17 protein-coding genes are annotated in these 18,665 nt (G+C 69.1%); 8 read left to right on the top strand and 9 right to left on the bottom strand.

Annotated features, from left to right (window positions below):
- Nucleotides 1–17: 17 nt before the first annotated feature.
- From ACXJLH_RS23410 to ACXJLH_RS23390, 5 genes are read right to left on the bottom strand one after another with little or no spacing between them, the layout of a single operon-like run.
- Complete coding sequence (locus ACXJLH_RS23410; protein WP_457446585.1) at nucleotides 18–512, bottom strand: TRAP transporter small permease; 495 nt, start codon at nucleotides 510–512, stop codon at nucleotides 18–20.
- Nucleotides 509–1,468, bottom strand: a complete 960-nt coding sequence (locus tag ACXJLH_RS23405; RefSeq protein WP_457446583.1) for a TRAP transporter substrate-binding protein — start codon at nucleotides 1,466–1,468, stop codon at nucleotides 509–511. The genes ACXJLH_RS23410 and ACXJLH_RS23405 overlap by 4 nt, the downstream gene beginning before the upstream one ends.
- Nucleotides 1,469–1,477: 9 nt before the next feature.
- Entirely contained in the window at nucleotides 1,478–3,076 is a 1,599-nt protein-coding gene (locus ACXJLH_RS23400; RefSeq protein ID WP_457446581.1) for a family 43 glycosylhydrolase, read from the bottom strand.
- Nucleotides 3,073–4,389, bottom strand: a complete 1,317-nt coding sequence (locus tag ACXJLH_RS23395; protein ID WP_457354634.1) for a pectate lyase family protein — start codon at nucleotides 4,387–4,389, stop codon at nucleotides 3,073–3,075. Before ACXJLH_RS23395 ends, ACXJLH_RS23400 begins: the two co-directional genes overlap by 4 nt.
- A 9-nt stretch (nucleotides 4,390–4,398) precedes the next feature.
- Nucleotides 4,399–5,352, bottom strand: a complete 954-nt coding sequence (locus ACXJLH_RS23390) for a sugar kinase (protein WP_457391181.1) — start codon at nucleotides 5,350–5,352, stop codon at nucleotides 4,399–4,401.
- 155 nt (nucleotides 5,353–5,507) lie between these two features.
- On the opposite strand from ACXJLH_RS23390, the gene ACXJLH_RS23385 reads away from it, so the two are divergent.
- The gene (locus ACXJLH_RS23385) at nucleotides 5,508–7,295 is read left to right on the top strand and encodes an aspartyl protease family protein (protein WP_457446579.1); all 1,788 of its coding nucleotides are present in this window, start codon (nucleotides 5,508–5,510) and stop codon (nucleotides 7,293–7,295) included.
- Here ACXJLH_RS23385 and ACXJLH_RS23380 read toward each other — a convergent pair.
- Nucleotides 7,292–7,930, bottom strand: a complete 639-nt coding sequence (locus tag ACXJLH_RS23380; RefSeq protein ID WP_056197339.1) for a TetR/AcrR family transcriptional regulator — start codon at nucleotides 7,928–7,930, stop codon at nucleotides 7,292–7,294. The genes ACXJLH_RS23385 and ACXJLH_RS23380 overlap by 4 nt on opposite strands.
- Nucleotides 7,931–7,982: 52 nt before the next feature.
- Here ACXJLH_RS23380 and ACXJLH_RS23375 point away from each other — a divergent pair, with 52 nt between their 5' ends.
- The 5 genes from ACXJLH_RS23375 (at nucleotide 7,983) to ACXJLH_RS23355 (ending at nucleotide 13,850) form a co-directional block, all read left to right on the top strand.
- On the top strand, nucleotides 7,983–9,254 hold the full coding sequence (locus ACXJLH_RS23375; protein WP_457354626.1) for an MFS transporter: 1,272 nt from the start codon (nucleotides 7,983–7,985) through the stop codon (nucleotides 9,252–9,254).
- Nucleotides 9,251–10,312 carry a dipeptidase gene (locus ACXJLH_RS23370; RefSeq protein WP_457446577.1) on the top strand — a complete coding sequence of 354 codons (1,062 nt, stop codon included), beginning with the start codon at nucleotides 9,251–9,253 and terminating at the stop codon, nucleotides 10,310–10,312. The genes ACXJLH_RS23375 and ACXJLH_RS23370 overlap by 4 nt, the downstream gene beginning before the upstream one ends.
- The gene (locus ACXJLH_RS23365) at nucleotides 10,309–12,270 is read left to right on the top strand and encodes an amidohydrolase family protein (protein WP_457446576.1); all 1,962 of its coding nucleotides are present in this window, start codon (nucleotides 10,309–10,311) and stop codon (nucleotides 12,268–12,270) included. Before ACXJLH_RS23370 ends, ACXJLH_RS23365 begins: the two co-directional genes overlap by 4 nt.
- Nucleotides 12,267–12,659, top strand: coding sequence for a RidA family protein (locus tag ACXJLH_RS23360; RefSeq protein WP_457446574.1), 393 nt, complete (start codon nucleotides 12,267–12,269; stop codon nucleotides 12,657–12,659). The genes ACXJLH_RS23365 and ACXJLH_RS23360 overlap by 4 nt, the downstream gene beginning before the upstream one ends.
- 99 nt (nucleotides 12,660–12,758) lie before the next feature.
- Nucleotides 12,759–13,850 (top strand): zinc metalloprotease, encoded by a 1,092-nt coding sequence (locus tag ACXJLH_RS23355; RefSeq protein ID WP_056199502.1) that lies wholly within the window; start codon nucleotides 12,759–12,761, stop codon nucleotides 13,848–13,850.
- 124 nt (nucleotides 13,851–13,974) lie between these two features.
- Here the strand turns inward: ACXJLH_RS23355 and ACXJLH_RS23350 are convergent, their stop codons facing one another.
- Genes ACXJLH_RS23350 through ACXJLH_RS23340 form a run of 3 tightly spaced genes read right to left on the bottom strand, consistent with a single transcriptional unit; the run spans nucleotide 13,975 to nucleotide 16,318 of the window.
- A complete protein-coding gene (locus ACXJLH_RS23350) occupies nucleotides 13,975–15,357 on the bottom strand; it encodes a GAF domain-containing protein (protein WP_056197332.1) in 1,383 nt (460 codons plus the stop codon).
- Nucleotides 15,354–15,836, bottom strand: a complete 483-nt coding sequence (locus tag ACXJLH_RS23345; protein ID WP_457446572.1) for a hypothetical protein — start codon at nucleotides 15,834–15,836, stop codon at nucleotides 15,354–15,356. The genes ACXJLH_RS23350 and ACXJLH_RS23345 overlap by 4 nt, the downstream gene beginning before the upstream one ends.
- On the bottom strand, nucleotides 15,836–16,318 hold the full coding sequence (locus ACXJLH_RS23340) for a hypothetical protein (RefSeq protein WP_457446570.1): 483 nt from the start codon (nucleotides 16,316–16,318) through the stop codon (nucleotides 15,836–15,838). Before ACXJLH_RS23340 ends, ACXJLH_RS23345 begins: the two co-directional genes overlap by 1 nt.
- Before the next feature lie 250 nt (nucleotides 16,319–16,568).
- On the opposite strand from ACXJLH_RS23340, the gene ACXJLH_RS23335 reads away from it, so the two are divergent.
- Nucleotides 16,569–17,672, top strand: a complete 1,104-nt coding sequence (locus ACXJLH_RS23335; RefSeq protein WP_457446568.1) for a hypothetical protein — start codon at nucleotides 16,569–16,571, stop codon at nucleotides 17,670–17,672.
- 11 nt (nucleotides 17,673–17,683) lie between these two features.
- Nucleotides 17,684–18,658 (top strand): thiamine pyrophosphate-dependent dehydrogenase E1 component subunit alpha, encoded by a 975-nt coding sequence (locus ACXJLH_RS23330; protein WP_457446567.1) that lies wholly within the window; start codon nucleotides 17,684–17,686, stop codon nucleotides 18,656–18,658.
- The last annotated feature ends 7 nt before the right edge of the window (nucleotides 18,659–18,665 follow it).

The raw sequence follows: 18,665 nt of genomic DNA, 5'->3' as shown, positions 1-18,665 counted from the left end.
GTTCAAGACCCTCCACCTCAGACTCCCGCTTCTTCTATGGTCTGGCCGCGCCAAAGCGCGATCAGGTGCTCGATGCAGAACAGCACGATGAGCACGCCGGAGATGACCAGGGGCAGGAAGTCCATGCCCTCGGGCACGCCGAGCATGGGCTTGGGCTCGGCCCATTTCAGCGTCAGCCACTCCCAGCCCGCGACGGCCATCAGCACGGCGAAGACGATCACGCAGAGATGGATGAGCGCCTCGGCCACGCGCTGCGCGCCCTTGGGCAGCAGCACCACGATGGACTCCATGCCCAGGTGGCCGGCATCGCGCACGCCCACCGCCACCGCCAGGGCCGTGATGTAGAGCACCAGCAGCAGCGCAAAGGGCTCTGTCCAGGTGGGCGAGTCGTTCAGCAGATAGCGGCCCACGACCTGCCATTGCACGCAGACGACGAGGACGACGAGCCCTAGCACGGCCGCGCGCAGTGACCAGCGCGACAGCGCCGCGCAAAGCTTGGTGTAGGCGTTCATTTGGTGTCTTGAATCGCTTTGACGAGGGCTTGGAGTTCCGGCGTGTTGACGAACTTGGCGATGACTGGCTGGACGGCCTGGCGGAAGGCTTCGCGGTCCGGCTCGACGATCTGCGCGCCGGCGGCCTTCACGGCGGCCAGGGCCTTGGCTTCCTGCGCGTCCCAGCGTTCGCGCTCGACGGCGACCGAGGCCTTGGCGGCCTCGCGCAGCTGCTTCTGCTGGTCGGGTGTCAGCTTGTCCCAGATGCGCTTGCTGATGAACAGCCCCTCGGGCGTCATCGAATGCTCGGTGCGGCTGTAGAACTTGGCCGCCTCGAAGTGGCGGAAGCCTTCGTAGCTCGGCACGTTGTTCTCGGCCGCATCGATAAGGCCGGTCTTGAGCCCCGTGTAGACCTCGCCGATGGGCATGGGCGAGGGGTTGGCGCCCAGCGCCGTCATGGCGGCCACCCACAGGTCGGTTTGCTGCACGCGGATCTTCAGGCCCTTCATGTCGGCCAGCGTCTTGATGGGCTTGCGGGCATAGACCGAGCGGGCGCCGGAGTCGTACAGCGCCAGGCCCACCAGCCCCGAGTGCTCGCAGGCCTTGAGGATCTCCTCGCCGGCCGGGCCGTCGAAGGCATGGCGCATGTGGGCCGTGTCGCGGAACAGGAAGGGCAGGGAAGGCACCAGCGTCTTGGGGCACATGGCCGTCAACGGCGCGAGGTTGACTCGCGTCATCGCCAATGCGCCGAGCTTGACCTGGTCGATGGTCTCCTTCTCGCTACCGAGCGCGCCCTTGTTGAAGACCTTGACCGTCAGCGCGCCGCCGCTGCTCTTGGCGAGCAACTGGCCCAGGTGCTTGACGGCGACGACGGTGGGGTAGTCGTCGCTGTTGTGCACGTCGGCGGACTTCAGCTCCAGGGCCCAGGCTGCGGGGCTGAGCAGCGCCGCAGCGATCAGCGTGGTTTGGATCTTCATGAGGTCTCCTTAGTCGAGAGCGCGATAGCGCAAGTTCGAGAAGCGTGCTTCGCCTTGACCCGCCGCGTAGATCGCCGGGCGCAGGCTGGCGAAGCCGCCCGCTGTGTTGTGGTGGTAGCCGCTGACGTCCATCTGCACCGGGAACTTGGCCCAGGGCTGGCCGGCGTCGGCACGCGAGTACAGCGTCAGCACATGGCGCACGCAGCGCAACCTCAACTGCATGCGCCGCGAGATGCCAGCGGGCTTGGGCACGGCCCGGATGTCCTGCCCGTAGCGGTGCAACTGCAAGCTCTTCGCATTGGCGCCCATGCCGGCGTACAGGCGCGGGCTGTAGAACATGACGAGGCCGGCTTGCACGCCTTCGTCGAAGTCGAGATCGAACTCCAGCTCGAACGCCGGGTCGCCCTGGATGAAGCCCAGCGGTGGACTGTCGGCCGGGCCTTTGCCGGTGGCGGTGAGGCGCAGCTTGCCCTCCGCAACGCGGGCGCGCTGCGCCTGGCTGCTGCCGCTGAGGAATTGCCAGTGGGTTTTCAGCGTCGTGCCGGAGAAATCGTCCGACAGCGCCAGGCCATGCGGTACGGCGTCGCCGCCCTTGGGTTTGGGCAGCGGCGCGCCGTCGTCGGCATCGACATGGAACCAGCCATCGGCACTGAAGCGCGCCGGTGCCAGCAGCATCTGTCGGCCCAGCGTGTGGAAGCTGTTCTCGTAGCCGTGATACAGCATCCACCAATCGCCCGCGGGGCCTTGGACCAGGCTGCCATGGCCGCGCGACCACCAGCGCTCTCGCGATGAGCGGGTGCGCATCAGCGGGTTGTGCGGCGCCTGCTCCCAGGGGCCTTCGAGCGTGCGGCTGCGCGCGGCGATGACCATGTGCCCGGTCGGTGGCCCGGCCGTGCCGCCCACCGCCAGCAGCATGTGCCACCAGCCGCCATGGCGCAGCATCTTGGGCCCCTCGGGTGAGAAGCTCTCGACGTCCCAGTCTTCGGGATAGCGCCAGGGGTCGTAGACATGCTCGATGGAGCCGGCGAGCTTGAGCCCGTCCTCACTGAGGCGCACGCGGTCGCCACCACTGAGAAAGAGCCAGCGTCGGCCGTCTTCGCCGACGACATGCGTCGGGTCGATGTGCTTGCTCAGCCCGAGCGGCACAGGCTGGGACCACGGCCCCTCGATGCGATCGGCCCAGCTGACGAGGATGTCGTTGGGCGAGGCCTTGACGGGCAGATAGAGGTAGTAGCGATCGCCGTGCTTGCACAGGTCCGGCGCCCAGACGCTGCCCACCGCCTCGTGCAGCGCGTTGGCCACCGGCCGCCAGTTGACCAGGTCGCGTGAATGCCAGATCAAGAGGCCCGGCACGGCCTCGAAGCTGGAGTGGGTCAGGTAGTAGTCGCTGCCGTCCTTCAGCACCGTCGGGTCGGGCCTGTCGCCGGCCAGCACAGGGTTCAGGAAACGACCATCACCCAGGTCGGCCTTGCGCTGGCCCTCAATGCCCTTGGGCCAGGGCTGGCAAGGCGGCAGGTAGGGCTGGCCGGGCGCGTCGGAGCAGTCGGCGGCGCCCCAGGCCGGTGGGACCGCCAGCAGTGCCAGCAAGCCGCGGCGGTCCAGGCTCACTTCGAGACCTGCGTGAACAGCGATTGCCAGCCCGCCTTCGGCGCCATGTCGGCGAGATTCCAGTCGGCCTCGACAAAGGTGCGCTGCGTCGGCTTGCGCTTGGGCAGGCCCTCGGGGTTGTTCTGGGTCTCGTCGTCGATGAGCTGGCCGCGGTCCTCGGCGATGTCGGACAGCTGCTTGAAGTCCAGCGGATCGCGCGCCCAGGGCCGCGAGCCGACGTACAGCGGCAGCAGCTTCTCCAGCTCGCGCGGCGGCAGCCAGTTCAGGCCGGCAGGCAGATAGGGCTGGCGCACGGGAATGATCTCGGCGCTGGTCGTGTAGCGGCCCGTCATCGGCAGGGGTTGGCCCTGGCGGTCGACGGCGAGGTTGTCCTGTTCGTAGAGCTGCACGTCGCCGACGCCGCCCAGTGTGAAGAAGGGCAGGTTGAGCGCCGTGCCAGGGCCGGCGCGGTAGACGTTGCCGGCCAGCGTGATCTTGCCGACCTGGTAAGGCCGGCCCACCCATTCGTGGGCGATCAGGTTGTAGTGCACCGCCCGCCAGCCGGGGTTGTAGATCAGGTTGTTGACCATGGCGCCCCACACGCCGCCCTTGAACAGCGCGTTGCGCTCGCGGTTGGACGCATAGACGTTGCCCAGCAGCAGGATCTGCGTGGCGTTGTCGTGGATCAGCGAGCCCTTGCTGTGCTCGCCCTTGATGTGCACGGCCTCGTTCAGCCCCTCGTAGATGAGGTTGTGGCTGTAGGTGATGGCATGCGAGGTGTGGGCGCGCCAGTCGTCGGGGGTGGCGCCCTCGAAGCGATGGCCGCCGACGGAGAGGTTTTCGTCCGTTGCCCAGGAGAAGCTGCAATGGTCGACGATGACGCGCTCGGCGCCGTCACCGGTGGAGAAGCCGTCATGGTCGTTGCCGCTGCGCTTGGCCCGCCCGAAGGCGCCGGGGCGGATGCTGATGTGCTGCAGGATGACGTCCTTGGCAAACACTTCCAGTTCGCCCTTGACCAGCGTGATGCCGGGGTCGGGCGCCGTCTGGCCGGCGATGGTGATCTTTCCTTCGCGCAGCTTCCAGCTCTTGCCCGCCAGGTCGATGACGCCGCCCACCTCGAAGACGACGATGCGCGGCCCGGGCGTATCCAGGGCCGCCTTCAGGCTGCCCGGGCCTTCGCCGGCGAGTGTCGTCACGCGAATGATCTTGCCGCCCTGGCCGCCGGTGGTCTGCGCCCAGCCGGCGTGCACATAGGTGGCCGGATGCAGAGGTGCCGTGTTGGTCTGCGCATGGCAGAGCCCGGCCGCCAGGGCCAGCGTCCAAAGAATTCGCATATCGCTTCTTTATCCCATCAGGTCTTGCATCGCCTCGCGCGGGATCAGCGCGCCCGGATGCTGGATGACACGGGCCGCCACTCGGTTGCCGAATGCCGCGCCTGCTGCCGGCGTGGCACCGCGCAGGCGCTGGCTCAGGTAGCCGGCCGCGAAGGAGTCGCCGGCCGCGGTGGTGTCGACGACGCGCGGCACCGCTTCGGTGGCCACGTCCTGCCAGACATGGTTGAGGCCGACGCGGGTCGACAGTGCGCCGCGCTTGATCGCGATCTCGGCCACGGGCAGCGCCTGGGCTGCGGCCACGGCGGTGTCCAGGTCGGCCAGGCCGTGCAGGGCCTGGTGGTCGTCGGCAGTGATGAGGGCGACGCTGGCGGCCGCGAAGGCGCGTTGGTACCAGTAGCGCGCATCGGCCAGCGAATCCCACAGCCGCGGGCGGAAGTTGTTGTCGAAGGCGACCAGCTTGCCCGCGGCACGCATGCGTGCCATCAACGCCAGTGCACGCTCGCGTCCGGCCTGCGGCAGGATGGCCAGGCTGATGCCCGACAGGTAGAGGGCGTCCAGCCCGTCGGCCTGCTCCTCCAGCGCCGTCGTCGCGGTATCGAAATAGGCGCGGGCTGCGGCCTGGCCGCGCCAATAATGGAAGCGTCGCTCACCGCCCTCGTCCAGCTCGATCAGGTACAGGCCCGGCAGCCGGCCGGGCAGGCGCTGCACGAGACCGGTCTGCACGCCTTCGGCGGCCCAGCGCTCGAGCAGGCCGGCGCTCAGGGAGTCATCCCCCAGGGCGGTTGCGTAGTGCACGCGCAGGTTCGCCCCGCCGCAACGGGCCAGGTAGACGGCGGTATTCAGCGTGTCGCCGCCAAAGTTCTGGCGCAGCTGGCCGAAGGCCTGGCCCTGCAGTTCGAGCATGCATTCGCCCAGGGCGGCGATGGACACCGGCCGGGAGGCGGGCGAGGAAAAAGTGTTCACGGATAAAAATGAAACAGCGGTTCAATAAAGATAGCTTACCCAGTTCATTCCGGGCCACATGGTTTACCCCGGCTGGCGCTGAGGTCGCCCGGCCTGCCTTAGAGTGCGCGCCGCGCGCTCTAAGGCGTGCCAGATCATGAAGCCAGGGAGAGCAGATGAAGATGAACCAAGTGCGCGCCGCATGGGCGCTGCTGGCCGCAGCCTTGATCGCCGCGCCGGCCTGGGGTGACTGCAAGCTCAGCCAGCTGGAGATCCCGGTCCGCATCGTCAACCATCGCCCGGTCGGCACGCTGAACCTGAACGGCACCGAAGTGCCCATGCTGATCGACAGCGGCGCCTTCTTCAGCTTCCTGACGCCGTCGGTGGCGGCCCAGCTCAATCTGCGGCTGAGGAGCCTGCCCGCCGGCCTGCGCATCTGGGGCTATACCGGCTCCGTCGAAGCGCGGGCGACGCGCGTGGAGAAGGTGATTTTCCAGGGCACCACACTCAACAACGTCGAGTTCATCGTCGGCGGCAACGAGCTGGGTTCGGGCATCCAGGGCGTCCTGGGGCGCAATTTCCTGTCCATGGCCGACGCTGAATATGACCTGGCCCACGGCGTCGTGAGGCTGATGTTCCCCAAGGGCGATTGCGACAAGACCAACTTTGCCTACTGGGCCGGCGAGGCACCCATCATCGTGCTGCCGCTGGAGGGGGGCTCGCGCGGCCATGACACGGCCATCCAGGTGACCGCCCGGGTCAACGACCGGGAGGTGAGGGCGCTGCTGGACACCGGCGCGCCGCGCACCTCGCTGAAGCTGCGCACGGCCAAGCGTGCCGGCGTGAAGGAGTCCGACCTCACGGAAATCGGCCGAGTCGGCGGCGCCGGCTCGGGCAAGGCAAAGGCGTGGACCGGGCCGATCGAGACCTTCGAGTTCGGCGGCGAGAAGATCCACAACAGCCAGTTCGTCATCGATGAGGCCAGCGGTGCCGACCAGGACATGCTGCTGGGCCTGGACTATTTCCTGTCGCACCGCATCTATGTGTCGCAGCTGCAGCGCAAGCTCTACGCGACCTGGAATGGCGGTGCGGTGTTTGCTCGCACCACGCCCGGACAGTACGACCCGCGCTATGCGGCGCGGCCTGATGACATCTCGCCCGACGACGCGGCCGCCCTGGCGCGGCGCGGCGAGGCTTCGGCGGCCCGCGGTGAGTATGAGCGCGCGCTGGAGGACCTGAACCGCGCCTGCGAACTCGAGCCCCTTGCCGAGGCTCACTTCCTGGCGCGGGCGCGGGTGCATCTCTCCATGCGCCAGTTCGCCAAGGCCCAGGCCGACCTCGACGAAGCCCTGCGGCTGCACCCTGCGCTGGACGAGGCTCTGGCCCTGCGCGCCGCACTGCGGGTGTCCAAGGGCGAACGCGACGGCGCGCTGGCCGACTTGCAGGCTCTGGACGCGGCACTGCCGCCGTCCTCGCATCTGCGTGCCGGCATGGCTGACGTCTACGCCAGGCTGGAGCTGGTGCCCGCGGCCCTGCGCCAGTGGGAGCTGTGGATGCCCAGCCATCGCTCGGACAGCGGCATGGCCCGCGTGTTGAACAACCGCTGCTGGTTGCGCGTGCGCCTGGCACTGGACCTGAAGCTGGCCCTGGACGATTGCAAGGAGTCTGTGAGCCTGGACGGCGGCGCCGTGTCGGCCCGCGACAGCCTGGGCTGGGCCTATCTGCGCCTGGACGACGCGTCGCGCGCCCTCAAGGCCTTCGATGCGGCCATCGAGATCAAGCCCCTGCCCATGGCCCTCTACGGCCGCGCGCTGGCGCAACGCCGCCTGGGCAACGAGGACGCCGCCAGGCGCGACCTCGAGGCGGCGCGCAAACAGCGTCGCCACATCGACGACGAGGTCCGCAAGCAGGGCCTGCCCGTCGCCGAGGACGCGCCGGCCTCGGCGAGCGCGGCAACACCCTAGGCTGATATACCCCGCCAGGCCGCCTCGGCCAGCAGCCCCGCATAGGCCGCCGGCTTGGCCTCGCGCCGCCCGGCCAGCCAGCCGCGGCAGTAGGACTCCGCACCGCCCAGCACCAGGGCCGGGATCAGCTCGGCCGGCAGCTCGGCGAGGAGGCCGGCGCGCACACTCTCGGCCAGGCGGGCATCGATGGGGGCATAGCGCGCCTCCAGCCGCTCGCGCAGGGCATCGCCATGCGGCCCCTGGGCCACGGTCTCGCGGGCCATGAAGAGAAAGGCCGCCAGCTCGGGCAGGGCGGTCACCCAGTCCACGTAGGCGGTCACCAGCTCAACAACCACTGCCTGTGCATCGGCGACGGCCTCGGTGCGTGTGGCGATGGCGCGGCTCTGATCATCGAAGCCGGCGAAGAACAGGGCCGCCGCCACGCCTTCCTTGTTGCCGAAGTGGTGGTAGATCGTGCCCACGCTCTGGCCGCTGCGCTGGCGCAGGTCCTCGATGGTGGCGGCCTCGATGCCGCGGGCGTTGAAACAGGGCAGGGCGTGCGCGAGCACCGCGCGCCGGCTGGCGCCGCGCTCGCCGGGCGAAGCCAGCTTGAAAACCTGGTTCAGGCGGCTGGTGGAACCACGGGGCTTGCTCATTAGAACAATATTCTAGAATCGTTCGGCGTTCACGCGAAGAGGATGACAGGCGATGCAACTGCCGAATCTGCTGGCGTCCCGACGGGGGCGTATCGCGGCGTTCTTCCTGATGTACCTGACCGAGGGCCTGCCCATCGGTTTCGCGTCGACCACCGTTGCGACCCAGCTGCGCCGCCAGGGCGCCAGTGCGGGCGAGATCGGCGCCTTCATCGGCTTCGTGCTGCTGCCCTGGGCCTTCAAATGGGCCTATGGCCCCTTCGTCGACCTGATCGCGTCCAGGCGCCTGGGCCCGCGCCGAGGCTGGATCCTTGGCGCGCAGCTGATGATGGTGCTGACGCTGCTGGCCCTGACCGGGCTGGACCTGACCACCCAGCTCGGCCTCTTCACGGCAGTGCTGGTCGTGCACAACCTGTTTGGCGCCGTGCAGGACGTGGCCGTCGATGCGCTGGCCGTGACGACGCTGCCCGAGCATGAGCGTGCTTTCGCCAGCGGCATGATGTTCGGCGGGCAGTCGCTGGGCGTGTTGATCGGCGGCGGCGGGGCGTTGCTGCTGATCGGGCGCATCGGCTTCCACACCTGCATCGTCGTGCTGGCCCTGGCGATCCTGGCGGTGATGACGCTGGTGGTGTGGCCGATGCGCGAGGAGGTGCCGGCGTCCGCCGCGCGCGGCTCGTTGGCCGCGGCGGGCCGCGAGGTCCACACCTTCCTGCGCGAGGCGCTGCAGGCCCTGCTGGGTTCGCGCCTGGCCTTTGCCGGCCTGCTGTTCGGCCTGCTGCCCATCGCTGCCATGGCTCTGTCGCGTGGGCTGCAGGCCAACCTGGCTGTGGACCTGGGCCTGTCCAACGAGCGCATCGGCTGGCTGGCGACGGTCTCGCAGGCTGCCACTGCGGTGACCTGCATTGCCGGGGGCTGGTTGTCCGACCGCGTGAACCTGCGCCGCGCGATGGCGGTCTACGTGGCGCTGCTGAGCCTGCCCGGCCTGTACCTGATGGCCGAGCTGCAGCGCCACGGCTGGGGGCCGGGCCAGGCCGCACCCGCTGCGCTGGTGACGACCTTCTTCGCCACCGTCGTCATCTACCACCTGCTGTTCGGCTTCATCTACGGTGCGCGGGTGGCCCTCTTCATGGGCATCACCCAGCCGGCCGTGGCGGCCACGCAGTTCGCGGCCTACATGGCGCTGACCAATCTCTCCATCACCTACAGCGTCGTCTGGCAGGGGTATGCCGTCCAGCATTGGGGTTATGCCGCCACGCTGGGCCTGGATGCCCTGGTCGGCCTGAGCTGCCTCCTGCTGTTGCCATTTCTAAGGCCGAAGTCTTTATGAATCTCGTCATCAACGCCCTGGGCGTCCTCGACAACCCCAACATCCGCATCCAGCCCAGCGCCGGCGACCGCAGCGCCATGGCCTACACCAGCACCGGCCAGAGCGTCGACGAGCGCTCCCTGGGCGACGCTCGCGCGGCCGGCCTCACGGCCGTCAACATCACGTTGGGCCACGTGGCCGGCAGCGCCGAACCCTTCGAGGCGACGGTGGCCGACATCGCCGGCTGGGACGCCTTCATCCGCGCCAGGCCTGCGGTGCTGCGCAAGGTACATACGGCGGCAGACATCGACGCGGCACGCGCGGGCGGCCAGATCGGCGTCATCTACGGCTTTCAGAACACCGAGATGCTGGGCGACAAGGCCGAGCGCATCGCGCTGTTCGCCAACCTCGGCGTGCGCGTCATCCAGCTGACCTACAACGGCCGCAACGCCGTTGGCTGCGGTGCGACGGTGCCCGACGACACCGGCCTGAGCGGCTTTGGCGCCGAGGTCGTCGAGCGCCTGCAGGCCGAGAGTGTGCTGGTGGACCTCAGCCACAGCAGCGAGCAGACCTGCCTGGACGTGCTGCGTGTCGCACGCCGGCCGCTGGCCATCACCCACAGCGGCTGCCGCGCCGTGGCCGACCACCCGCGCAACAAGAGCGATGCCGAGCTGCGCTTGCTGGCCGACAAGGGCGGCGTCGTCGGGCTGTACTTCATGCCCTATCTGCGCCTGGCCGGCCAGCCCATGGCATCGGATCTCATCAATCATCTGGAGCACGCCATCGACGTCTGCGGCGAGGACCATGTCGGCCTCGGTACCGACGGCGGCACCACGGCCATCGACGACCTGGACGCCTACCGCGCCATGCTCGCCGCCGAGACCGAGCTGCGGCGCAGCATGGGCATTGGCGCGCCGGGCGAGACGCCCGATGTCAGCCTCTTCCTGCCCGACCTCTGCGGGCCGATGCAGTTCATCGAGCTGGCCCAGTTGCTGGCCGCACGTGGACACCCGGCGAGCCGCATCGACAAGATCCTGGGCGGCAACTTCCGCCGCCTGATGGGCGAGGCCTGGCAATGAAGCTGCTCCTCGTTGCGCTCGCTTTTGTCGCTGGTACGGTCAGCGCACGTGACGACCAGGTCCAGATCCACGGCAACCCGGCCGGCACGCAGACGCTGACCCAGCCTGAGCCCGGCGTCACCGCGGCTGACTACCGCTTCAACGACCGCGGCCGTGGCGATGTCATCCAGGCGCGTTGGCGGCTTGATGCGCGCGGCTTGCCCGTCAGCTACGAGGCCAAGGGCAACGACTACTGGAAGGTCGAGTTCAGCGAGCATTTCGAGCGCGATGCGGCCGGCCTGGCGCGTTGGAAGAACCGCATCGAAACCGGTGAAACGCGCTCGGCCGGTTTCTACCTGCCGGCCAATCCACCACCCGAATTCATGGGCGTGCTGACCCGCGCGCTGCTGAAGGCGCCGGGGCGTCGGCTGAAGCTGCTGCCCGCCGGCGAGGCCTGGCTGGAAGGCGGCGCCGACGTCGACGTGGTGGGGCGCAAGCTGACGCTCTATCGCATCGGCGGCATCGAGTTCACGCCGGTGCCTGTCTGGCTGGACAACAAGGGCGATACGGCCGGCGTCATCGACGACTGGTTCGAGGTGCTGGAGGCGTCGCTGCTGCCGGCGTTGGCGGAACTGCAACGCGCCCAGCAGGCCGCCGACCAGGCCTGGCATGCGGCGCTGGCGCGGGCGCACACGCACAAGCCGCCGGGCGCGCTGCTGATCCGCGGTGCACGCCTGTTCGATCCCGTCACGGGCGGCGTGCGCCCCGGCATGAGCGTCCTCGTGCGCGGCGAGCGCATCGTGCGTGTTGAGCCCGATGCCGATCTCGACGTGCCGCCCGGTGCCGAAGTCATCGCCGCGAATGGCCGCTTCCTGATGCCCGGGCTGTGGGATGTGCACCAGCACTTCAGCAATGTCGATGGCGTCTTCGACCTGATCGCCGGCGTGACCAGCGCACGCGACATGGCCAACGACAACGAACCCATGCTGGCCCGCGTCAAGCGCTTCGACGCCGGCACGGAGCTGGGCCCGCGCGTGACCCTGGCCGGCATCATCGAAGGCATCGGTCCGCTGGCCGGCCCGACTGACGTGAAGGTCGACACGCCCGAGAAGGCGCGGGCTGCGGTCGACTGGTACACCGACCACGGCTATGCCCAGGTCAAGATCTATTCGTCCTTCAGCCCGGCGCTGGTGGCGACGGTGGCTGACCGCGCCCACGAGCGTGGCCTGCGTGTCAGCGGCCATGTGCCGGCCTTCACCTTCGCGCGCGCCTTCGTTGAGGCCGGGGCCGACGAGATCCAGCACCTGAACTTCATCCTGCTGAACTTCTTCCCCGACGTGAAGGACACGCGCACCCGCGACCGCTACACGGTGCTGGCCGACCGCCTCGCGCAGTTCGATTTCAATGACGGCCGCTTCACGGATTTCGTCGCCTTCCTGCGCCAGCACCAGACCGTGCTGGACCCGACCATGGTCGTACTGGAGGACCTGTTCTCCGGCGAACCCGCGCGCGCAGCGCCAGCGCTGCGGCCCGTGGTGCAGCGCTTCCCGACGGTGGTGAAGCGCCGCCAGCTGTCGGGTGCCGTCGCCGTGCCAGCGGGCAAGGAGGCCGTCTATGCCCAGGCGCTGCCGGGCCTGCTGCGTATGCTCAAGCGCCTGCACGACGGTGGCGTGACCATCATGCCGGGCAGCGACGGCTTTGCCGGCTACAGCCTGCACCGCGAGTTGGAGCTGTACTCGCAGGCCGGCATCGCCAACGCCGAGGTGCTGCGCATCGCCACGCTGGTGCCCGCGCGCGTGCTCGGTGTCGAGAAGGACCGCGGCGCGATCACGCCCGGCAAGCTGGCCGACATGATCCTGGTCGACGGCGACCCGCTCAAGGACATGAGTGACATCCGCCGCGTCTGGCGCACCATCAAGGGCGGCCAGGTCTTTGACCCCGCCGCTCTCGAACAAGCGATGGGAATGAGTCCCCGATGAGCAAGATCGAACGTTTCAACAGCGGGCAGGTCGTGCCCGCCACCGTGCCCTTTCCCGAGGGCGTGCGCGTCGGCAACATGCTCTATCTGTCGGGCCAGCTCGGCAACGTGCCCGGCCAGCTCAAGCTCGTCGATGGCGGCCTGCGGGCCGAGGCGCGCCAGACGCTGGAGAACATCCGCACCGTGCTGCGCGGCCAGGGCCTGGACCTTCAGCACCTGGTGCGCTGCACCGTGATGCTGGCCGACATGGCCGACTGGCCGGCCTTCAACGAGGTCTACCGCGAGTTCTTCGGCAGCACGCCGCTGCCGGCGCGCAGTGCACTGGGCTGCAACGGTCTGGCCTTGGGCGCGCGTGTCGAGATCGAGTGCATCGCGGCGGACGAGTCCTGACGACTTAGGGGTCATCCTCAAGTCAGCTATTGGTCCCGGGCGGCGCCGGGTTCATGCTGAGCGGGCTGCAATGGGCAGTGACGCTCGATGGAGGCATCCATGGCAAGCAAGCCGAAAACAAACAAGTCAAAACTGGCCGCGCGCCCGGCACCCAGGCCGCTGTGCAACACGCCGCCGCGCATCAAGCCCAGCCTGCCGGCCGTCATCGCCAACGATCCGCGCCGCGCACGTGCCATATTGAATACCCGAGGCAAGTGGCTCAACGGCACGGTGCTGCACTATTGCTTCTTCAAGAGCGGCCACTACGCCGTGGCCAAGAAGCAAGCCGATGCGGTGCGCGCCGCCTTCGCCGAATGGAAGGCCGTCGGCATCGGCCTGGTGTTCCAGGAGGTCACGCAGATGAGCGAGGCCGAGGTGCGCATCGGCTACTCCGAGCCGGATGGCAGCTCGGCGTCGGCCGTCGGGCGCGACGTGCTGCATGTGCCGACGACCGAACCGACCACCGTCTATGGCTGGGACCTGACCACGGAGTATGGCCGCGGCACCGCATTGCACGAACTCGGCCATGTGCTGGGCATGGAGCACGAGCACCAGAACCCCTTTGCCGGCATCAAGTGGCATGAGGAGGCCGTCTACACCTCGCTGGGCAAGCCGCCCAACAGCTGGACGCGCGAGACGACCTTCCACAACATCCTGGAGAAGCTCGAGCCCAGCCAGGTGCAGGGCTCGAGTTGGGACCCCGACTCCATCATGGAGTACGAGTTCGAGCCTGGCCTGATCGACGAGCCCGAGCAATATGACGTCGACGGCCTGGTGCCGCCCGGCAAGCTGTCCAAGGCCGACAAGGCCTGGTTGTTGAAGTGGTACCCGGCGCAGGCGGCCCAGACGCCGACGCTGGAAGCCTTCAAGGCCGTGGCCGTGCCCCTTGCGGCCGGGCAACAGGTGGACTATCTGTTCAAGCCCACCGAGTCGCGCAGGTACACCATCGCCACCAAGGGCGCATCGGACACGCTGCTGGGCCTGTTCGAGGACGTGAACGGCACGCCGCGCAATTTGGCGGCCGACGACGACAGCGGCGAAGACCGCAATGCCAGCATCGTCTACAAGCTCTTTGCCGGTCGTCGCTACTTCGTGCGCCTGCGGCTCTACCACCCGGGCCAGACCGGCATCACTTCGTTGATGGTGTCTTAGGGCCTGTCAACGCTACGGCACTGCGGCCGTGACGACGAGGGTCTCCAGTGTCAGGGCTGAGGTGCGGCCAGGCCGGCCAGTGCTCGTGTCTCGACGGTAGCGCATGGCGCGACAGACGCGCAACTCAGCCCTCGGTCGTCAGGCTCAGCGGGCCGTCGGCAATGAGGCGGTACTGGCCGCGGCCGGCGCGTTCGATGTGCAGGCCGAAGTCGCGCTCGGCCAGGCGGCGCTCCAGCAGCAGGAGGCGCACGCCGAGGTTGTCCTGCACCTCGGGCAGGCGCAGGTCGCCGCCGGCCAGGCGCAGCTCGCGCGTGCTGAAGGCCTCGCGGCCGCTGTCGATCTGGTCGCGCACGAGCTTGGCGATGATGGCGCCGGCCACGCCCTTGATGAGGTACTCGTCATTGATGAAGACGCTGTGGTCACGCGGGTAGTGGCGCAAGCGCAGCGGCGTGCCGCCGGCCGCCTGTTCGGCTGCGGGGGCCGCCGCCACGGGCTCTTCCACGAGCTCCGTCGTGCGCAAGGCTGCCAGGCCTTGCGCCAGCTGAGCGCCAACGGCCGTCAGCGCGTCCTCGTCGTCATAGCTGAAGAACTGATCGTGCTCGCTTTCCACCAGCAGCGCGCCGACCGTGCGGCCACGGGCGCGCAGCGGCACAGCGAGCTGGCTGCGCGGGCTGGCCAGGCCGGGCATGGGGATGGTGTCAGCCATGGCGGCCTGCAGGCCAAGCTGCTCGGCCTTGGCTCGCCAGGACATGCCGTAGCTGTACATCTGGCTCATGTGGCCAATGCGGATGGGCACGTTCTCGCGCAGCGCGACGCCGGCGAGGCCGGCTTCCGCCAGCGGCAGCTCGGCGCCGCTGCCGGCCTGTTCGTAGCCGATGCTGGCCAGCGTATAGAGGCCCTGGCGCTGCTCGTCCAGCAGCCAGATGATGGCGTGGCCGATGCACAGGTCGCGCTGCAGGCCGGTGGTGAAGGCCTGCAGCAGGCTGCGCAGGTCGGGCGCCTCGGCGAGTTGCTCGCTCAGGCGCCGCACACCGGTGGCGAGATCGCAACGCGGCGCCATCGCCGGCAGCGGGTGCACCGGGTCGAGCTTGCGCAGCGATTCGACGCGGTAGACGTCGGCGCCGCGCAGGTGAAAGACCTTCTCCATGCCCGTCTGCGCGGCGATGCCGGCGAGCTTGGCGCGCAGGCGCTCAAACACCGGGCCTTCGGTGTCGGTGCGCTCGTAGCGCAGCTGCAGCAGCACCGACACGCCGGTGATCGGGTCCTCGACGCTGAGCGCGACGCGGCCGGTAGCCAGGATGTTGACGCGGGCGCGGTTGAGGAACTGGTAGGTCAGCGCGACATGCTCGTCGTCGATGTACTCGGCGTGCGACAGGTAGTTGACGTGCGGCATGCCGTCGGCGCCCACCGAGCACATCGCCGGCGGGATGACGCCTTCGAGCAGGCGGCGCACGTCGCGCAGCTTGAGCGCACGACGTTCCGTTTGAGGAGTGGGGGTGTCGGTCATGGCAACAGGTCGATGGCTTGGCCGGCGCCGGGGCCGGGGGTCTGGTCCCAGGCGGCCAGCGGCGTGAAGCGCACGCAGCTGAGGTCGGCCAGGGTGAGGTCGCCGAGCACGGCGTTGACCTGTCGGCGGTCGGCGCCGAAGAGTTCGATCTGCCGCAGCCAGGCCTCGAAGCAACGCGCGAACTTCTGGCCCTGCTCGGCATAGGCGGGCAGCACCTCGGCATCCACACCCTTCACATGCAGCACGCGGCAGGTGCTGGGCAGGCCGGCGGAGACCGCGACACGGCCGGTGGCGCGGATAGCGTCGAGCAGCTCGGCGCCCGCCTCGCTGCGTACGAGCAGTTCGATGCGACCGTCGGCCAGGGCCCAGACGCCGTGCGCGAAGGCCAGCTCGGGCTGCCCCTCGGGTGTGCTCGAGCCCACGCGCAGCGTGACGCCCTGCTGCAGGTGATCGATCCAGATGCCGGGAAGGCGGGCCATCAGCGCAGCAGTTCCACGGGGTTGCCGGCACCTGGGCCGGGCGTCTGGTCCCAGGCGCCGCACGGCGTGAAGCGGATGCCGGCCAGGCGCTGCACGCCCAGGTCGTACCAGATCGCCATGATGGCTTCGCGGCTGAAGCCGTAGGGCTCGACCTGGGCGATGAATCGTTCACGGCAGCGCTCGAACAGCGGTGCATGGCCGGCCGTGGGCGTGAAGACCTCGGCGTCCAGCCCTTTCACGTGCAGCGTGCGATGGCTGCCCGGCTGCGCCGCGACGTAGGCGATGCGCCCGCTCGCCTGCACGGCGGCCAGCAGCCGGTCGGCGATGTCGGCCGCCAGCAGCACCTCGACGCGGCCGTCCGCCAGCGCTTGAGCGGCCAGGCCGCGGCAGATCTCGGGCTGGCCGTCGGCATGGCTGCCGCCGAGGCGGTGGGAGACGCCGCTTTCGAGATGAGCGGCCCAGTCGGCAGGGAGTTGCGGCAAGGTGCGGCGCGGTGGTTGGGTCGAGGTCGGAATGATAGGCAAGCAGGCCATCGCGTCGCCGTTAGCAAAGACTTAACAAACCCTTAGTGGAGAACTAGCAGCGCGAAAAGCGCTCGCCGACCACAGTACAGCCCATGCCGGACAGACCCGGCGCGAGACACGCATCCCCCAAGGCATCAACCGGCCGAAGCCCACCAGGCAGCGGCGCGGCGCAGCCTTGCCCGAAACCGCCGAATCAGGAGAGCTATCCATGAAAGCATGTCCCGACCCCTCGCTGAGCGCCCAGGCCGCCGCCGCGCTGCTCGCAGGGTTGGTGCTCGCCGCTGGCACCGCCCAGGCCGGCTGCTGGGCCGTCAACGCTGCCGAGCCGATCAGCAGCGACGGCCTGCCCATCAGCCATGCGTCGTTCAAGCCGCTGCATGCGGTGATGGATCACTTCGAGGCGCAGGCCCGGCTCAACCCCGGCCTGCTGGCCCTGCCCGAGGTGCGGCTGCGCATGACCCGTCAGGTGATGGATTCGGACGAACCCAGCCGCCGCCCGCGCGAGGCTGTCGTCCATGCCCAGGGCTTCGGCCCCAAGACCTGGATAGGCGAGCAAGGCTGCGGCATCCACGCCGAGGCCGCCCAGCGCATCGGCCCGCGCGCCGGCTTCAGTCTCTTTATCAACTCGCCGCTGACGACGCTGAACCGCTGGGCCCATGACGAGCAGCTCAGCGCCTACCTCGAAGGCGAGCGCGGCGAGGCCATGCAGGGCTGGCCGGTGTTTCGTGGCTGCGCCGTCATCGGCCCCGAGCGTCGCCTGCCCTGGGTGCCCGTGACGGTGGGCGAGATGCTTGGCTACTTCGAGCGCGAGCAGCAACGCAAGATCGAGGACTGGGACCACCGCAACGAGCGCGCGCTGCAGCCCTTTGACCTTGCCGCCGCCGAGCGCCAGGCCGAGCAGATCCGGCCGCAGAACGCCAAGGCCGCCGACGCCTTGCTGATGGCGGCCCGCCAGCGCAAGGCTGGCGAGGCGAGCTATCACGCGCAACTGGCACGTGGCCGCCAGGGCCTGGTCGACGAGCTGGAGAGCCTGCGCACCACCCGTTCCGCGATGGACGCCGGCCAGCTCGGCGAGCCCTACCGCCTGGGCAGCGGCCGCCATCGCCTGCCCGGGCCTGCCGACGCCGGACGGCCGCTGAAGCGCCTCGTCAAGCTGGACCCGGGCTTCCCCTGGGACGCCCGCCACCGCACGCGCATCCAGCTGCTGACCGTCTGCGCCAGCACCCACCCCAACAACCCCGCCTATGCGACCCCGATGCGCGACGCCGTCGCCGCGCTGGATCTGTCGCGCCTTGCCGCATTGCTGAACTGAGAAAGACCGACATGAGTACGAACACCCTTCCCACGCCGCGCGAACTGCCAGCAGCACCCGTTGGGAACGCCGCCACCGCCTCGACCGTGTCCTCCCGCCTGGACGCCATGCTGCAGATCCGTGCCTACGAGCAGCAGCTCATCGTTGCCGCCTCGCCCAGCAACCCCGGTACCTGCACCTCGGTCGGCCAGGAGGCCTGCGCCGTCGGCGTCGTCGCCGCCCTGGGCCCGCAGGACAAGCTGCTCACCAACCACCGCAGCGCCGGCCACCTGCTGGCGCGCGGCGCCGACCCCGAGCGCATGTTCGCCGAGGTGCTGGGCCGCGCCAGCGGCTATTGCGGTGGCCACTCGGGCTCGCTGCACATCTCGGTCAAGGCACTGGGTGTGGTGCTGACGTCCACCATCGTCGGCGGCGGGCTGTCGCTGGCGCCGGGCGTGGCGCTGGCTCAGAAGCTCGGCGCCCAGCCCGAGGGCATCACAGCCGTGTTCTTCGGCGACGGCGCGGCCTGCCAGGGCATCTTCCACGAGGCCATCAACCTGGCCGCGACCTGGCGCCTGCCGATTCTCTTCGTCTGCGAGAACAACCAGTGGCAGGCCTATGTGCACCGCCGCGAGACCATGCCCGGCGAGCACGTGGCCGACTGGGTGCAGGGCCATGGCCTGGTGGCCGAGGTGGTGGACGGCAATGACGTCGAGGCCGTTCACGCCGCCGCCGTGCAGGCCGTGGCCGCCATCCGCGACAGCGGCCGCCCGCGCCTGCTCGAGCTGACGACCTACCGCCAACGCGGCCACTTTGAGCCCGACGACCAGGCCTATGTCTGTGCCACCGAGCATGCCCAGTGGCTCAAGCGCGACCCCATCCAACGCCAGGCCGAGCGGCTGATGTTGAGTGCCGATGACCTGGCCCGCCGCGAGGCCGGGGTGCGTGGCGTCATCGAGCACGCCTATGCCGCCGCACTTGCGGCGCCCTGGCCCCAACTGGCCTGAAGGAGCA

It is taken from the genome of Roseateles sp. P5_E4, assembly GCF_054049255.1.
Note: the sequence above shows the minus strand (reverse complement) of the source record. Positions and strands in the feature narration are given on the sequence as shown.

Bases quoted from the DNA above. Each gene is read 5' to 3' on its own strand.
- ACXJLH_RS23410 (WP_457446585.1), bottom strand. From the start codon at position 512: ATGAACGCCTACACCAAGCTTTGCGCGGCGCTGTCGCGCTGGTCACTG.
- ACXJLH_RS23330 (WP_457446567.1), top strand. From the start codon at position 17,684: ATGAGTACGAACACCCTTCCCACGCCGCGCGAACTGCCAGCAGCACCC.
- ACXJLH_RS23405 (WP_457446583.1), bottom strand. From the start codon at position 1,468: ATGAAGATCCAAACCACGCTGATCGCTGCGGCGCTGCTCAGCCCCGCA.
- ACXJLH_RS23375 (WP_457354626.1), top strand. From the start codon at position 7,983: ATGCAACTGCCGAATCTGCTGGCGTCCCGACGGGGGCGTATCGCGGCG.
- ACXJLH_RS23335 (WP_457446568.1), top strand. From the start codon at position 16,569: ATGAAAGCATGTCCCGACCCCTCGCTGAGCGCCCAGGCCGCCGCCGCG.
- ACXJLH_RS23365 (WP_457446576.1), top strand. From the start codon at position 10,309: ATGAAGCTGCTCCTCGTTGCGCTCGCTTTTGTCGCTGGTACGGTCAGC.
- ACXJLH_RS23395 (WP_457354634.1), bottom strand. From the start codon at position 4,389: ATGCGAATTCTTTGGACGCTGGCCCTGGCGGCCGGGCTCTGCCATGCG.
- ACXJLH_RS23355 (WP_056199502.1), top strand. From the start codon at position 12,759: ATGGCAAGCAAGCCGAAAACAAACAAGTCAAAACTGGCCGCGCGCCCG.
- ACXJLH_RS23350 (WP_056197332.1), bottom strand. From the start codon at position 15,357: ATGACCGACACCCCCACTCCTCAAACGGAACGTCGTGCGCTCAAGCTG.
- ACXJLH_RS23360 (WP_457446574.1), top strand. From the start codon at position 12,267: ATGAGCAAGATCGAACGTTTCAACAGCGGGCAGGTCGTGCCCGCCACC.
- ACXJLH_RS23345 (WP_457446572.1), bottom strand. From the start codon at position 15,836: ATGGCCCGCCTTCCCGGCATCTGGATCGATCACCTGCAGCAGGGCGTC.
- ACXJLH_RS23380 (WP_056197339.1), bottom strand. From the start codon at position 7,930: ATGAGCAAGCCCCGTGGTTCCACCAGCCGCCTGAACCAGGTTTTCAAG.
- ACXJLH_RS23385 (WP_457446579.1), top strand. From the start codon at position 5,508: ATGAAGATGAACCAAGTGCGCGCCGCATGGGCGCTGCTGGCCGCAGCC.
- ACXJLH_RS23370 (WP_457446577.1), top strand. From the start codon at position 9,251: ATGAATCTCGTCATCAACGCCCTGGGCGTCCTCGACAACCCCAACATC.